The organism is Paenibacillus sp. V4I7, assembly GCF_030817275.1.
Taxonomy (GTDB): Bacteria; Bacillota; Bacilli; order Paenibacillales; family NBRC-103111; genus Paenibacillus_E.
Window position 1 is genome coordinate 5,240,160 of sequence record NZ_JAUSZD010000002.1, and the last position, 16,709, is coordinate 5,256,868.

Sequence of the window (16,709 nt, forward strand, 5' to 3'; positions counted from 1 at the left end):
TCATATCGTTTTACTTGGATTTAAGGCGATCATATCACCAGTCGTTCAAGTTGGTCAACAACAATTTCCAAAAACTTGTTATATTAAAATTCTTATATTTCCTACTTGTATAATCGGATTAAACCTGCTAACATGACTTTTAACAGCCCATTAAGCCTATTGGTCCACCAAAGGCTCCCTTGCTGCCAGCGTTATTAACTGGTATGCAGGCGGAGTCTTTTTTATTTATTCAACTTGTAAAAAAGGGAGGGAACGGGATGACAAAACAAACTCGTCAAATGCATTTGAATCTTTTTCTTTCCAGTATGGGGCATCACGAAGCCGCCTGGCGACATCCAAGCTCTAATCTGAAAGGAGTCCATGATTTCAATCATTATCAGGAGCTCGCGCGTAAAGCCGAAGCTGCCAAGCTGGACTCGCTTTTTCTCGCTGACCGCTACGCAACTTCACCAACGGCGGTCCAATACGGCGCTCTTGGCGGTTTTGAGCCGCTCACACTATTGTCGGCTTTAGCCGTCGTGACGAAACGAATCGGTTTAATTGCCACCGTTTCCACGAGTTTCAATGAACCCTACAATGTCGCTCGCCGGTTCGCATCATTGGACCACCTTAGCCAAGGCCGGGCCGGATGGAATATCATCACCTCGGGTACGGATAGCGAAGCGCAAAATTTTAATCTCGAGCACATTGCCGGTCACCAAGAACGATATGAACGAGCCACAGAATTTGTGGAAGTCACGGCAAAGCTTTGGGATAGCTGGGAGGAGGAGGCCCTGATCCGGGACAAGAAAGCCGGTATTTATGCGGACAGAAATAAGGTGCATGAACTGCATCATAAGGGAAAATTCTTCTCGGTTCGAGGGCCATTGAATACAGCGCGTTCACCGCAAGGCCGCCCGATTCTCGTGCAAGCAGGCTCCTCGGAGGACGGCAAGGATTTTGCCTCTCAATGGGCTGAGGCCATCTTTACCGCACAGCAAACATTAGAAGATGCGCAGACATTCTATGCTGACGTCAAAGCCAGTGTGCTTCAGCACGGAAGAGAAACGGAGCATGTGAAAATTTTGCCCGGTATCTGCCCGATTATCGGCAAAACCGAAGCCGAGGCGAAAGAGAAAGAAGCCGAACTGCACGAACTGACGAATCCGGCATACAGTCTGCTCCAACTCTCGAATCGGATCGGCATTGACCTTACCGCTCATCCTCTGAACGCACCGCTGCCGGAACTTCCCGACTCCAGCAAAATCCCCGGCCATCAAAGCCGCACGAAGCTGATCCAAGAACTGGCCAGCAGAGAGAAGCTGACGATCAGGCAGCTGCTGCTGAGACTGGCGGGAGGACGCGGTCATAAGACGATCGCCGGTACGCCGAAGCAAATTGCGGATGAGCTGGAGGCATGGTTTGTCAGCTATGCGGCTGATGGCTTCAATATTATGCCGCAGCTGATGAACGGCGGACTGGATGATTTCCTGGAACAAGTCGTCCCCGAACTGCAGCGGAGAGGCCTGTTCCGCACTTCTTATACAGGCACCACCCTTCGTGATCATTATGGCCTGCCTTTACCTGCCAATTCATTCGCCAAGGCGAGAGTATACCATTGAACCAATCAACCTAGTTGTAAATGGAGGCTATTACATGAGTAACAATCCTCAGCGTCAACTGCATCTCGGTGCATTTTTATTTCAGGTCGGACATCATGTAGCCGCATGGCGTTACCCCGATACGGATGCACACGGCATTCTAAATCACGACTTTTATGAGAACTTTGCGAAAACGGCAGAACGAGGCAAGTTCGACATGATCTTTCTCGCCGATACATTAGCGGTTATCGACCGGTACCAAACCAGTATCAAACATACCGTCACAGTGAGGCCTGAACCGCTCACCTTGCTTGCTTATTTGTCCGGTGTGACGGAACGAATCGGGCTTGCTGCCACAGTATCAACAACCTACCACGAGCCCTACAATCTGGCACGGGAATTTTCTACGCTCGACCATTTAAGCGGAGGACGCGCTGCGTGGAATGTGGTGACTTCGGGACGAGATGAAGAAGCCCATAATTTCAGCAAATCGAAGCACCCGGATCATGATCAGCGATATGAGCGGGCGCGCGAGTTCGTCGATGTCGTCACTGCGCTGTGGGACAGCTGGGAAGACGACGCCATTATCTCCGATCGCGACGCCGGCTTGTTTGGCAATCCGCAAAAGGTTCATGAGCTCCATCATCGGGGTCCTGAATTCTCTGTACGTGGTCCCTTAAACCTGCCCCGCTCTCCACAAGGAAGACCGGTTATTATTCAGGCGGGAGCATCGGATACCGGACAGCATCTCGCCGCCCAAACGGCGGAGGTCGTCTTTACGGCTTGGCAGACACTCGAAGAAGCGCAGCGTTTCTATGCCAGCGTCAAATCACTTGCCGTTCAGTACGGCCGATCTCCGGATGAAGTGAAAATTATGCCTGGGATCTTCCCTATCATAGGCGCGACGGAAGAGGAAGCCAGAGAAAAAGAAGCGCTGCTTCAGCAGCAAGTGTTACCTGCAGTCGGATTATCGATGCTGTCCGCATCGCTGGGTGTCGACCTGACCGGCTACCCGCTTGACGGACCGCTGCCCGAGCTGCCCGAGCTGGAGCAGATTAACGGAGGCAAAAGCCGCTTCCAGCTCGTAGCGGACATGGCCCGGAGGGAAAACTTGACCATCCGGCAGCTCATGTACCGGGTGACGGGGGCGCGCGGGCATCGAACCATATCTGGTACTCCGGTGCAAATCGCCGATCAATTGGAGGAATGGTTCACACAGGGAGCCTGCGACGGTTTCAATATTATGCCGCCCTATTTGCCTGGAGGCCTTGAGGAATTCGTAGAGAAGATCATTCCCGAGCTTCAAAAACGCGGGCTTTTTCGTACCGAATACACCGGTACTACGCTGCGTGAGCATCTGGGTTTAGTTCGTCCCCCAAGCCGTTTCGAAAGCAATGCCGCTTCCGGGCAATAACACATAACAAGGAATTGGAGGAATCATTCATGGGGAATAAACAGAGACAACTTCATCTGGGGGCATTCATTTTCGGAGTCGGTCATCATGTCGCTGCATGGAGATACCCGCACACCGATACCGCAGGTTTGTTGAAGTTTGACTTTTACCGCAAATTTGCGCAAACGGCCGAGCGCGGTAAGTTCGACATGATTTTTATCGAAGACATTCCTGCCTTGCCGGAGCATTTGGACACAGCGGTTAAACACACCGTGCCGGTCCGGGCTGAGCCGCTCATGCTTTTGTCTGCACTCGCTTCCGTCACCAAGCATATCGGCCTTGCCGGCACCGTATCTACCACTTACAGCGAGCCCTTTCATGTCGCGAGGAAATTTGCTTCACTTGATCATTTAAGCAGAGGAAGAGCGGCATGGAACGCGGTAACCACCAGTATGGAAGTGACCGCGCATAACTTTGGCCGCGACCAGCATTTGGATCATTCGCTTCGTTATGAACGCGCGAAAGAATTCGTCGATGTGGTCACTGCACTGTGGGACAGCTGGGAAGATGAAGCTCTAATCATTGACAAAGCTTCCGGCATTTTCGCCAACCCGGACAAAGTGCACAGCATCGATCATCACGGAACGCATTTTTCCGTCCGCGGTCCTCTGAATGTGCATCGCTCCCCGCAAGGACGCCCCGTTATCGTGCAGGCCGGGTCCTCGACAACCGGTCAGGCTTTTGCTGCACAGACAGCGGAAGTTGTATTCACGGCTTGGCAAACGTTGGATGAGGCACTAAGCTTCTATTCCAGTTTAAAAAGCCAACTCCCCTTATATGGCCGTACAGAGAGTGAGTTGAAGATTTTGCCGGGGATACTCCCTATTATCGGAGCTACGGAAGAAGAAGCCAAGGAGAAGGAGGCCGCTCTGCAAGAGCTCGTTCACCCAGCGGTTGGTCTCTCGATGGTATCCGGGATTCTGCGGCATGATCTTTCCACTTATCATCTGGACGGAACGCTCCCCGATCTGCCGGACTCCACGGGTATTAACGGGGCAAAAAGCCGATATCAGCTTATTCTCGATATGGCGAGGAGGGAGCAGCTATCCATTCGGCAATTAATCGCCCGAGTAACCGGCGCACGCGGGCACCGTACGATTGCCGGGACACCTGAACAGATCGCCGATCAACTCGAAGCATGGTTTTTGCAAGGGGCCTGCGATGGATTCAACATTATGCCACCTTATTTACCAGGAGGTTTGGAAGAATTCGTCGATCTGGTCGTTCCTGAACTCCAGCGACGCGGATTGTATCGTACCAAATATACGGGCCGGACGCTGCGCGAACATCTTGACTTAGCTAAACCGATCAATCGTTTTCAGCAAACCGTAGTCTCCTCTTAAAATAACCAATTAAAAATGACAAAAGGGGGTTTTTCATCATGAAAAAGCAAACATGGTTTTTCAAAAGCTTATCCGTCTTAACCATTCTCTTTTTGGGGCTGGTACTAACAGCATGCGGGAAAACAGCGAACACATCCGCCGGTTCGAATACGCCTGCTCCTTCACTTGCAGCATCTTCCACAGCCGCCTCTTCACCCAGCAGTAAAACTGCAGCGGATGCCAAGCCCAAAGAAAAAGTAACCATCAATATCGGGGTACAGGGCAAAACCGGCATTTTCGTCTATGCCCGGGAAAACGGATTTTTCGAAAAAGCCTTTGCAGCTGTTGGAGCCGAAGTAAAATGGAATGAATTTGCCAGTGGCCCTCCCCATTTTGAAGGACTGGCTTCAGGAAGACTCGATTTCGGAAGCGTCGGAGGAACGCCAGTCATTTCCGGCCAAGTCGGCGGCGTAGATTTCAAAGCCATTGGCGTCACGGGAGACGGTAAAAAAGGCAATATGATCGTCATTCCGAAAAATAGTCCGATCAAAGAACTAAAGGATTTGAAGGGCAAGAAAATCGCAGTAGCCAAAGGCAGCAGCGCTTATAACTTCTTATATATGGCTATCGATAAGGTCGGTTTGAAAGGCGACGACATTAAAGTGATTCAGCTTCAACCCGATGAAGCCAGACCTGCTCTAGATAGCGGCGCGATTGATGCTTGGTCGATATGGGATCCATATGCGACCACTGCCGTCTTTCAAACCGGCGCTAAAATATTGGTATCCGGTCAGGATTTGAATATCAATGCTCCCGGCTTCTTGATTGCAAGAACCAAGTTTACCCAGGAACACCCCGATCTCACAGTGCTCTTCCTGAAAACTTACGAGCAAGCCCGCAAATATTACTTAGATCATCAAGACGAAGTTGCAGACGAATTTGTCAAAACGCAAAAGCTTGACAAAGAGATCATCGTCACTGTTTTGAAAAACTCAACACCTTTGCTATCACCGATCACTGCCGAATACGCCAAGGCCCATCAAGAGCAGGCTGACTTCCTTTATTCAGTAGGGGCGATAAACAAAAAACTTGATACTTCGCATGTATTGGAAAGTAAGTTTGTTGAGCAAGCGCTCAAAGAGCTGGTCACGCAGAAATGAGAATCGGCTCCGCATTTAGAAGCAGAGAGTTTCAATGTAAGAAAGAACCGTCAGGGAAGATGAAGATCTCCCGACGGTTCTTTTGGTTTATATCCATCAATCCACTTAGGATTCATTCCGATTATTTCAAATCAAATCCTTGATCATGCAGAAAAGACCGCAAATGATCTCTTTTTCTGGAGCGAAGCCGTGCGGCCATTTCCATGGACCAATCGGAATCCCGATTCTCCCCTGTCCGCGTTAGTAAAAATTCCCGAATGGCTTGGTTGTAGGATTCGATTCCAGCCGCATACGATTCCGTTGAGTACCGTTCATGATGAACAATCGTTTCAACCGGCAGACGAGGTCTTTGTGTCGGATGCTGATCCGGGTATCCGACGCACATTCCAAATACGAGATAGACTACTTGGGCAGTAACAGCAACTCGGATATCTCCTTTGGTTTATCCCGTATTCCGCCGATATAGACGATACCAAGGCCCAGCGATTCTGCTGCAACCGCTGCGTTTTGCGCTGCCAAAGCGGCATCGATCGTTGAAATCAGGAAATCTCCGTCGAGTCGGGCAGCGTTAGCTCCTCTTCCTCATATAAACTGGCGGCAATCTGCAGACGTCTAATGTCGGCGCACCATACGAGGAATACCGGGCATTCATCGATATAGGGTTGATTATTAGCATGCCCTTTTTCCCCTTTCTGTTCTTAGAACTGGTTTGTCAATTCCGATTGTCATACCCTGACATAAATAAACCGAAACCCTGATTTAAGGATTCCGGTCTATTTAGCCCAAGTAGAATATACTCAATCCTTCATCTGCTATGGCTTTCTTTTATACGAATATGCAGTACTGTTATCAAACTGTTCCTGCCAATCCGGAGCGGCAATTCCCGAAACGCTTCCTTTCAACAAAGGGTCTTTCGTACGGCTCATCCAAGCATCAACCTTAGACCTTAGCTCTATAAGAACTTCCGCATACTCTGGAAGGTTGGTAACGTTACATTTTTCAATCGGATCCTTCTCCAAATCGTACAACTCCTCCGGAACGTTAGGAGCGTAATACTCATCTCTTACGACAACTCCCGAAAGACTTCGATGAATATCACGCGGCAAGTAAACCGACGGGCCATCCTCAAAGTTACGGATATATTTAAATTTTCCTGTCCATACACTCCGCATAGGGTGATATTGGTCATGCCAGGTAAGCTCAGAAAAGAAATGATCGCGGGTTGGCAGATTACTTTCCGCAGGTTTCAATAGGTTCAAAAAGCTGTTTCCATCAATCCCTTGCGGGACATCTACTCCAATAAATTCGAGGAGAGTCGGCATTAAGTCTACGTTGCATAACAGTTGATTTACAACCTTACCTCCATCCATACGCCCAGGATAATACATGACTAGCGCTGTTTCCAATCCAGCATCCATCAAAGTATCTTTGGCTCTCGGGAAAGCGATACCGTGATCGCTACTCGCTGCTGTTGTCCACCAGACAGCTCCGAAGGAAAGTGCTTCCTGCGGTCCAGTAAATCCACCGCTTCCAATGCTTGAAAACAAGCGGCTCCCGCTCTTTCTTGCTCATTCCCCGATAAATCAAAGGCAGCTCCACATTCTCATAAGCACTTAATCTCGGCAGCAAGTTAAAACTCTGAAAAACGAAGCCAATCTTCTGATTACGAATCTCAGCAAGCCCAGAATCCTTAAGTACATTTATTGCATGTCCATCCAGATCATAGATACCTTTATCTACAACATCCAAACACCCGATGATGTTCATCAGTGTTGATTTGCCGGAACCTGACGGTCCCATGATTGCAACGAACTCTCCATAATCAATATCTAACGAGACATCGTCTAACGCTTTAATCGTTTCCTCGCCCATCGTATAATACTTACTGGCATTTTCGATATGAATTAATGTTATAACCTTCACCTCCATTACTTGCACATCGTCCAAATAAATGAAGTATCCGATTCATAACCCTTATCGTTTCGCCTTATAAAACTCATGATACAGTTTCATCAGCGCCCGCTTCTCAATCCTCGAAACATAGGAACGGCTAATGCCCAATTCCTTCGCAATCTCCCGCTGCGTCCGCTCTTCCCCGCCAAGCTCCAGCCCAAACCGACCAACGACGACTTCCTTCTCGCGATCGTCCAAGATTTCCAAGTTCCGATATATTTTGCTCTTCTCTATCTTGAGCTGCACCTTATCCACTACGTCATCCGCTTCCGTACCGAGAATGTCGATGAGCGTAATTTCATTCCCCTCTTTGTCCGTTCCGATGGGATCATGCAAAGACACATCTTTGCGCGTTTTCTTAAGCGAACGCAGATGCATAAGGATCTCGTTCTCGATACAGCGAGCCGCAAACGTCGCGAGCTTGGTCCCTTTGTTCGGCGAAAACGACTCGATGGCTTTGATCAAACCGATCGTTCCAATCGAGATCAAATCCTCGAGATCTTCTCCTGTGTTGTCGAATTTTTTGACAATATGAACACAAAGCAACGTAGTAGGCGGGACACCGTCAGTGTCCCTTTTTCCGGATTATGTTCAATCATCCTTTTAGGAGAACCCTTTCCTAGGGCTTCCTAACTATTTTTGAACCCAGCTGTATGGATAATTTTGATCCTCTAGCTGTGCAGCTCCATTCACTACACTTAAGGGACGGAAAGTATCAATCATAACCGCTAACTCTAAAGTCTCTTTTTTTCCGATGCTGGCTTCAATTTTACCTGGATGCGGTCCATGAGGAATACCTGACGGATGCAAGGTAATGGAGCCTTGCTTAACACCTTTGCGGCTCATAAAATTGCCTTCGACGTAGTAGAGCACTTCATCACTGTCCACATTGTTATGATAATACGGAGACGGAATGGAGTCCGGATGGTAATCAAACAATCTCGGAACAAACGAGCAAACGATAAAGTTATTCCCTGCGAAAGTTTCGTGAATGGGTGGCGGCATATGAATTCGACCTGTTATCGGTTCAAAATCTCCAATGCTGAAAATATAAGGGTACAAATAACCGTCCCAACCAACGACGTTCAATGGATGATAGTTGTAGATATGGGAGTGCAAATAACCTCTGGTTTTGGTTCTAACCTCATATTCGCCGAAATCCGTACGGCATTCCAATGTTTCAGGCAGCCGAATATCTCTTTCACAGAAAGGGCTATGCTCTAGAAGCTGTCCATGCTCATTCCGATAGCGCTTTGGTGTGCTAATCCAACTATTCGTTTCTACGTTCAAAAACTAGGAAAGGGCAGGCTGTTGATAATTCGTCTGCCCTCTCTGCTGTTCAATGGGTCAATAAAATATTTGGTCTTGCGGCATAGTTAGAGTTCCACGCTAACTTCGGTTGTCTGTATAAGAGTAATTTAAAGATGAACCGTTATCTTCCTTTCACTTGCACTGACGATTGCATCCAACACCTCTTGGTTACGGTAGCCGTCCATAAAGCTTGGGAATCCATCCGGGACGGAACCATCCAGCATCGCTAGAAAATCAGCGTACTGTGAAACTCTACACCGCTTCGGTACTGCGAGAACCGTCTTGGCAAGCTGGCCCGATTCTTCTTCACGGATCCAAATGAGCTGATCCGGCTCCAGTGTCGAAGCGTGAACTGTACCGTTGTCTCCGTAGATAGACACCTCGTGCTGATTGCCCGATCCGATGGCGTTACGCGATGTCTGGAAGACGCCCATGACATCGCCTGTCATCCTCGCTTGGAAGCTCGCGAAGTCGTCAACTTTGATCTTAACCATCTTCCCTGTCGTGGGGTCCGGACGCTCGGGTATGATGGTGTGCAACTGCGCTGACAGCTCTTGGAATTCCCCGAAGAGGAATCGTGCCATATCGATCATATGGGAGCCAAGATCACCCAGCGTGCCTGTACCAGTAATATCCTTATTGAACCGCCATACATAAGGGGTATTGTACTGTGCCGCACCCCAGCCCTGCAAATACTGGATCGAGAAGCTGCGTATCCACCCAGCTTCCCCTCGCGCGCGAGCTCCCGTGCATAACGGAAAGCGGGCGTATAGCGGTAGCTGAAGCCGATCATTGCCGGCATCGGCTGCTGCTCGTACAGCTTCAACAGCGGCACGGCCTCCTCGAAGACACGTGTAAAAGGTTTCTCGGCCATGAACGGCTTGCGCGCCTGCAAACACGCGCGGACGATGTCCGCATGGACGTGGTTAGGCGTTACGGCCACAACAGCATCGACGTCCGGATCTTCAATCAAATGCATAAAATCGGCATATCGCTTTTCAACGGCGATACTGAGCTGATCCCCTACTTTGCTCAGCACCTCTGCCTCCACATCACTAACCGCATTAAACTCAAAACAGCCTTCAGCGGTTAACCCCCGAATATGCGCTTGGGCCATACCACCCAAGCCGATTAAACCGATCCGAAACGTGTTCATGATTCTTTCTCTCCTCACATTCAATTATTAATGATCTTAGTATACAGCCATTGTACAGATCTCCCCACCGTTTTTGTGACCTATTTTTAGTCGAAAGATGATATTCAAGCCAAAAAAGAGAATGACCGCAGGCGAGCCGTTTGCGGCTAATCAGCAGTCATACCCCTTTTGTCATTGCTGGAATAGATTGAAAATCACTTGTGCGGTTTCGGAACGTTTAGCTAGGTGTAACGGATCAAACCGCTGTCCTCCCGGACCCTGCATCAGTCCAGCAGAAGCAGCTTTGCCCACAAATGACTTAGCCCAATCGGAAATCTGGTCGGTGTCCACGAAATCCACCGCGTCTCCGCTGATGGCTTTCCCGCTCTTGTATTCCATCGCTCGAACGATCATGGTCGACATTTCTTCACGGGTAATCAAGTCTTGCGGAGCAAAGTTGGTATCGTTCTTCCCGCTAATGAGGCCCGCTTCAAATGCAGCAGACACAACGTCAGCGTACCATGCCGATTGGTGTACATCTTGGAAAGGTGCTGCTTTTGTTTCCTTCAATCCCAGGGCACGAACAAGCAATGCTGCAAACTCCGCTCTGGTTGTTTGTCCATCCGGATCGAACATCGAATCTGTTTTGCCATCGACGATTTGTTTAGCCGCCAAGGTTTGTACAGCTTCCGAAGCCCAATGGTCGGATGGAACGTCGTTGAAGGATTTCACATATTCGATAAGAGCATACTTGCTGAAATGGTTCAATTGCACCATTACTTTTTTGTTCACTTTGTCGATTGTGCCGCCAACATACTCCCAAACTTGCTTGCTTTCATTGAAGTAGTAGATTCCCAGAAGGTTCTCTTTTGCATTAGAGCCTTCGTAGGAAATGCTCAGCTCAACCGGGTTTTGGAATTGCGATACGGTACCCAGTACCTTATCGTCCTTCATTACCTGGATGCTTAATTCAAGAATAGTGCCCACAGCAGCGATCTTGGTGTTGGAATTCTTGCTTGGAATAAATGGAGCTGCGTCCAAATCATTGATCGTCACGGTAATCTGAGCATTACTTTCGCTCGAAGCAAGCACAGCTGCTTCATTCAAAATGCTGCTTGGTATTGTCAGCTTCTGTTTACCTTTCGTCAGCACCAGCCTATCGGTGATGTAATCTTTCACTGCACTGACTGAGAGAAGAACCTTCTTCTCGGCATTTTTCAACTCGACTTCAAACTTCCCGCCTTTTGCATTCTTTAGGCTCTCATTATTTACGACGACCGTGTCCGACGGCGTGGAAGGAGGATTTACGGACGGTACGGTCACCGGATCTGGTGAAGGTAAAGGTGTTGGCGTCGGTGTTACTGGAGGCGATGGTTCTAACCAAGGTATTACGACCGGAGACGGTTCTTGAGTCGTATAAGCTAACGTCAAGGAATCAATGTCAATTCCGGTCTGTTCGGTCGCTTCCTCCATTTTGATCTTAAAGGCGTTATTACTTGACTTTGAGGACACGTATACCGGAATAACTGCTTCCGCCCAGTCGGTCGTTCCACCAGCTAAGGTTACAACGCCTGCTTTTTGATCGTTGATGTATACGCTTCTCTTGGTGTCAGAACCTTTATTTCTGTACTTAAAAGTTAAGTTATAGCTTCCGTCGGAACTAACCGGACCCGTGGACAGGGTAAAGAAATCTCCCTGCTGCTTAAAGTCATAGATGTAACCTCTGTCAGCTGCTACGGTTTCAACTGCGGCACTTCCAGCAAGAACAGCTGCTTCTGCTTGTAGATCTGTCGTTCCTATCGTCAATTTATCCAACAGAATCGACGCTTGCTGATTGGATGCCGGCACCAACTTCAGTGTGTTGCTGCCCAATTGCAGCGTCACGTCTACCGATACAGTCTGCCAATCATTGGTTGCAGCGAAGGATACCGGAACTGTTGTGCCGTTCACTTCCAACTGATAGGCTCCTTGGGTTCCAGCCTTATAAGTGAAAACGACAGGAACTGTTCCAGCTTCTGCACGATGATAGGCAAAAGTAATGCTATCTCCGGATTTACCGAAGTCATCCAACCAGTAGGTACCTTTCGTGATGCCGTTAACTGTGGTGTCGGTGCCCTCTGCTTCAATCTTGCCGGTTTCCATAACAAGCGCGTGCAGGTTGAGCCAGTTATTTGTGCTATTCAGCGTAAGCGTAATGGTATTTCGGCCTTGATTTAGCGTTGCTGGAAAATTCATATAGCTCCAATTGCCGTCGTTGCCGTACCAATCGTTATCTGGCAAAGTTACAGGAATGTCGGAACCATTCACGTTTACTACGCCGGTATTGCTGTTACCAGAACGATACATGAATCCAAGTGTATGTGGACCTGCATCCGAAGCATCCAATGTAAAGGAGACGGATTTAGTCGGATCCCCATTAAAGTTATCCGTTTTTGCATCGATGCCCGTGGTAGTAAGAGCTACTCCTCCGGTTGCAGACACGTGTTGGGAATCATCCACCGCTATAATCAACGGTTGCACCAGCACATTGTCCAGGTTTACATATTGTCCGTTAGATGTCAGAGCAAGTCTGATTTTATTCATACCTGTCTGAAGTGGAAGATCGACGGTTTTTAATCCCCATTTGCCGTCTCCGCCCCAACGGGTTGTCGATTTAAAGGCGGCGTTCGTTGCTTTCTCCACGCCATTTACAGAAATCACCGCAGTAGCGTTATTCTGTGTCGCATATTTGAAGCCGAACTGATAGGTTCCCTCGGTTACTGTCGTCACATTAAACTCTACGTAATCCGGAGCGTTGGTGATATTGTTGACGTAAATTTCAGAAGAGACTTCAGGATGAACCTGAATTTGGGCCGCTTGCGTCGGATTCCAGCCGATCGCCGCATTCTCCGCTTCATAACGGTCGCTGCCGATGTGCAATCGATCAACCTTCATTCCGCTGTCGGATGTATGGGTCTTCAAAGTAATTGTGTTGTGGCCTTCATGAAGCGCCAATGATACACTCTGCTCCTTGTACGTATCCCAGTCGCCTGTAGAAGCGAACGATACATCTGTAATAGCCGGTTGGTCGTTTACCAGAATGTTTCTCCGTACAGGAGTCGATTCGATCCCGTAATTGAAAGCCACGTCATAGGATCCTGCCATAGGAACATTGACATCAAACGCGATAAAATCGCCATCCGTTTCGAAATTGTACACATTACCAATATTGTCAATATGACAACTGACGAGTTGGGCGTATTCGGCCTCATACACTTTTTGAACCGATGCCCCTTTTACAGTACCGCTTAGATCTAGGCTGTCAACGTTGAGCCACAAATCGCTCGTGTTTAACTGGAGCGTCACAGTATTTGTACCTGCTTGAAGAGTCGTGTGTACGACGGCATCCGCTATAGGGTTCCCCCACCCCGTTTTCTGAGTGAACGGAATGGAAGGAGCCACTATATTTCCATTCACGCTAAGCTTGCCGTTCGGGTTGCCTCCGTCATTGCCATGTCCGTACTTGATGTCCAAATTATAGTCGCCGGTTTCAGGTACATTGACGGTCCAGATAATCTGGTCTTCATCCTTCTTGCCGAAATCTCCAACCCAACCGGGAGCTTTGGCAATTCGGGAGATGAATTGCGTCGTCTTCGGGACTCCGACCACATCGGCAACTTCGTAGTGATCACCCACCGCTTGCTTATAATTCATATACCCTGCGATGACCATCGCTTTGTAGCCGTCCTTTTGCCGGGTATCATCTATTACCTGCTTCAAATCCTTGTACTGGTCTTTATCCTGCCAAATCTCGCTGTAATCGAAATCCGTCTTGGTATTCGAGCTTGGAACAGTTGAATAACCGGCATTCCCCCCAACCATGTTGAAAGCAACATAGTTCTTTCCAGAATTATTGGTTGTCAGAGAATCTTTGACCGAGTTGATTAATTTATTGTAATCTAACGAATAATATCGCGGGTTTCCTGCATAACTATACAGGAAATCCGAATCCGAAGCTCCCCACTGATCCAAGTGAATGCCGTCGAATCCAAATACATTTACCGCTCGATCGAACTGTTTCGTAATATACGCTTGCCATTCCGTATTGCCTGGATCCTGCAGATACAGGGCCGTAGGCGGAGATACCCAATCAAAGAAGAAGCCGTTCTGGTATTTAACCAGATCAGGATTGGGGAAAGTCGCATTTTTGTTATATAGGCCCCACTCTCGCTTGACGCCGAAATCCTCATATTTCTCACGAGCAGCATAGTTCATTTCATAAGCCATAGCCGCAGAACCGTATTTCTGGGCGGCTGTCACTTCCTGCATAATCGATTTTGGATACAGATGACGGCCTAGCAAGTCGGTATAAGAAGAATCTGCTGCGATATTCTCCGTAATAAAATTGCCCTGCTCATCTTTTAAAGGTTTGCCGTCGCTTCCTACTTTTGAATAGACAGAAACATCATGACGCCACATCCAGTCATAAAACTGATAACCGTTCAAGTAATACTCCGTGGACAATTGTTTGAGCTTCGCATCACTTTGTTCGGCGGTTTCCTGCGGGAACTCTGTAACATAGCCGTATCTCGGGAAATGCGTCCAGTCACTGGAAACGTCCAAAGCAGCGGTTTTGTATGCGCCAGGATGTCCTTCCACATAAGCTTTAACTAAGTATCCTTGGAAATCAGCTGTAGGCGGGGTCCAAGTTGCATCGACAGAAGCTGCTCCTTGACTGACCGCTACGGTTTTGGTACCGACCAAGCGATTCAATTGATAAAACTCAACCTGAAGATTACCGCTCCAAGGGGTGCTTTGATCCACTTGAACATGGAAAACAGCTTCCTCGGAAGGGTTATACCGGGCTTGACCCACAGTAATGTTCTGAATCGGAGTGGTTGCCGACCCGCTTGTATCGGAGCCTTGCCCCAAACCTGTTCCATCACGGTCAATAAGAATCAGTTCCCAATACTGTAAGGAAGGCAAAGAAATATCCAGATTCGTACCATGCCATGCAAACGGCAATTCTTTCAACAAACCGCCGTCATGGTCTGGAGACGCTGCATATACTTTCAGATTCGGAGCAGCAGCTTGTGTCGTTCCAACCGGGTAAGTAACTTTCAGATTGCTTTGAATAGCCGGTGCATTGGCAGCATTTCTCCAGTTGTCATCATTGTTCAACAAGTTGATAAGATGGAGGATATCATACCGGCCAAAGCTGGTATTGTCGGTGTTCTTGCGGGCAATCGTCCAAAGCGTGTTAGAAGCACCATCTTCGCTAACCGCTACAGAGTCCCCGCCTTTCGTGTAAACACTGGCGTTCACAGTCCGGTCTTCTTTACTGTCGAATAATACGTTCTCGTAAGCGGTTAAGAACTTATAATAATCCTTCATCGATTGTTTAAGCGAAGTCTTCATTTTCTTGCTGCGATTTGGGTAATACTCGGACGCCAGCATATTCGGGCCCTCTTCAAGCATCTCGGCGGTGCCCAGTTCGATATGCGTTGCGCCCATGGCAGCCAATCCGGCATCCATCAAACGAATTGATGGTTCGCTGAAATATCCGAGCGTCAATCTTCGAAGATCGATGGTTCCTTTGTCATCCGAATCATGCTTCAAAGTTACCGTGTGGGAACCCGCTGCCAAGTAAGGAACGATATAATACGTATCTTCGTTGAATTTATCCCGGCTTCCTGTTCCGTTGAACCAAATCTTAACCGGCTTCCCGTCTCCGCCAATCACGGGATTGCCATCCAAATAAAGGGTCTTCGTAGAAGCGGAAGCTGCATTGGCATAAGTGAAAATAAGGGAAGTTTCTCCTGCTTGCTGAATATGAATATTAAAGTTTACAACATCCCCGATATGACCGAAATTGAGCAGCAAATTTTTGTAAATATTCATAGGGGGAACAAAATTGGCTTTCTCCGCTTGATATTTAAGCGTTCCAACCTTCAGAAAGTCCAATTTCACCCCATCGTCGTCCTGATTTTCAATCTTGATTGTTATTCGGTTCGAGCCTTTAAGAAGGGGAACCTGAGGGATCGTAAGGGAGCCCCATACATCGCCTGAGTATGGAAAGGTAACGTTTTCTTGCTTGACATCATTCACATAAAGCGTCCGTTTAGCCACCCTTTGAGACGAACCGTCGTTCTTATATTTCCACACCAAATCCATAGGGCCAAAATTGGTAGCGCTTACATCGAAGGTAAGAAAGTCGCTTTCTTTTTTAAAGTCATAAATATAACCAATTTTTGTTTTGATAGCTCGTCCTTGCGTGTCTGCAACCAGCGTTGCATCTTCGGCTTCATATTCCTGGCCTGCTACTTCCAAGCTGTCTACATGCACGTATTGCCCTTCCGAAACCATAACAAGCTTGACGTTATGCGTAGATGCGGTAATAAGTGCAGGTGCTTTGATCGCCTTCTCAACCATACCGCCGCTCCAACCGTCTTGGGTTTGGCCGAATGTCACTTCATGGGCAATGACGGTGTCATCGACAATCACATCAAAGACAGGGTTGTTGCCCGTACGGTAATGGAATACCAGTTCGGATGCTTCTTTCTTCATATCTACGTTGAATATGAGCGTCTGGCCGGTATGCCCGTGTTCATCCGTTCTGCCGTACTCTACGGAAACTCCGCCGGTTTTGGCTACAACCGGCTCCCAGCCCGCCTGGCCTGATTCCGCTTCCATTTTAATAAGTGGTGGTGCATCGCTCGCTACCGCTGATCCGGCCTGGAAGGCGACGGTTTGCAGCATGAAAAACCCTGCTAACAGTCCCCTGAACCACTTGCTTCTTATTGCCATATTTGTATC

General features: G+C 48.3%; 10 protein-coding genes and 3 pseudogenes. 4 read left to right on the top strand and 9 right to left on the bottom strand.

Annotated elements, in window-relative coordinates:
• The first annotated feature begins 257 nt into the window (after window positions 1-257).
• The 4 genes from QFZ80_RS24530 to QFZ80_RS24545 are packed head-to-tail and all read left to right on the top strand — an operon-like array spanning window position 258 to window position 5,515.
• The gene (locus QFZ80_RS24530) at window positions 258-1,601 is read left to right on the top strand and encodes an LLM class flavin-dependent oxidoreductase (protein ID WP_307561527.1); all 1,344 of its coding nucleotides are present in this window, start codon (window positions 258-260) and stop codon (window positions 1,599-1,601) included.
• Window positions 1,602-1,635: 34 nt separating this feature from the next.
• Window positions 1,636-2,994: an LLM class flavin-dependent oxidoreductase gene (locus QFZ80_RS24535; RefSeq protein WP_307561530.1), complete on the top strand. Its 1,359-nt coding sequence runs from the start codon at window positions 1,636-1,638 to the stop codon at window positions 2,992-2,994.
• A gap of 29 nt (window positions 2,995-3,023) precedes the next feature.
• The gene (locus tag QFZ80_RS24540) at window positions 3,024-4,376 is read left to right on the top strand and encodes an LLM class flavin-dependent oxidoreductase (RefSeq protein ID WP_307561532.1); all 1,353 of its coding nucleotides are present in this window, start codon (window positions 3,024-3,026) and stop codon (window positions 4,374-4,376) included.
• 38 nt (window positions 4,377-4,414) lie between these two features.
• Complete coding sequence (locus tag QFZ80_RS24545) at window positions 4,415-5,515, top strand: aliphatic sulfonate ABC transporter substrate-binding protein (protein WP_307561534.1); 1,101 nt, start codon at window positions 4,415-4,417, stop codon at window positions 5,513-5,515.
• 121 nt (window positions 5,516-5,636) lie between these two features.
• Here QFZ80_RS24545 and QFZ80_RS24550 read toward each other — a convergent pair whose 3' ends face one another.
• The 9 genes and pseudogenes from QFZ80_RS24550 to QFZ80_RS24585 all read right to left on the bottom strand — a co-directional run bounded on the left by QFZ80_RS24550 (window position 5,637) and on the right by QFZ80_RS24585 (window position 16,700).
• Entirely contained in the window at window positions 5,637-5,900 is a 264-nt protein-coding gene (locus QFZ80_RS24550; RefSeq protein WP_307561536.1) for a nitroreductase family protein, read from the bottom strand.
• Between the two features lie 17 nt (window positions 5,901-5,917).
• On the bottom strand, window positions 5,918-6,058 hold the full coding sequence (locus QFZ80_RS39175; protein WP_373460433.1) for a nitroreductase family protein: 141 nt from the start codon (window positions 6,056-6,058) through the stop codon (window positions 5,918-5,920).
• 269 nt (window positions 6,059-6,327) lie between these two features.
• Window positions 6,328-6,933 (bottom strand): sulfatase/phosphatase domain-containing protein, encoded by a 606-nt coding sequence (locus QFZ80_RS24555; protein WP_373460434.1) that lies wholly within the window; start codon window positions 6,931-6,933, stop codon window positions 6,328-6,330.
• A gap of 2 nt (window positions 6,934-6,935) precedes the next feature.
• A pseudogene (locus QFZ80_RS24560) lies at window positions 6,936-7,444 on the bottom strand (ABC transporter ATP-binding protein); the annotation flags it as partial.
• A 45-nt stretch (window positions 7,445-7,489) separates the two neighbouring features.
• A pseudogene (sigK, locus tag QFZ80_RS24565) lies at window positions 7,490-8,011 on the bottom strand (RNA polymerase sporulation sigma factor SigK); the annotation flags it as partial.
• 90 nt (window positions 8,012-8,101) lie between these two features.
• A pseudogene (locus QFZ80_RS24570) lies at window positions 8,102-8,761 on the bottom strand (homogentisate 1,2-dioxygenase domain-containing protein); the annotation flags it as partial.
• 125 nt (window positions 8,762-8,886) lie between these two features.
• Window positions 8,887-9,471 (bottom strand): Gfo/Idh/MocA family protein, encoded by a 585-nt coding sequence (locus QFZ80_RS24575; protein ID WP_307561540.1) that lies wholly within the window; start codon window positions 9,469-9,471, stop codon window positions 8,887-8,889.
• A complete protein-coding gene (locus QFZ80_RS24580; RefSeq protein ID WP_307561542.1) occupies window positions 9,369-9,935 on the bottom strand; it encodes a Gfo/Idh/MocA family protein in 567 nt (188 codons plus the stop codon). Before QFZ80_RS24580 ends, QFZ80_RS24575 begins: the two co-directional genes overlap by 103 nt.
• 171 nt (window positions 9,936-10,106) lie before the next feature.
• On the bottom strand, window positions 10,107-16,700 hold the full coding sequence (locus QFZ80_RS24585; RefSeq protein WP_307561544.1) for a glycoside hydrolase family 66 protein: 6,594 nt from the start codon (window positions 16,698-16,700) through the stop codon (window positions 10,107-10,109).
• Window positions 16,701-16,709 lie beyond the last annotated feature (9 nt).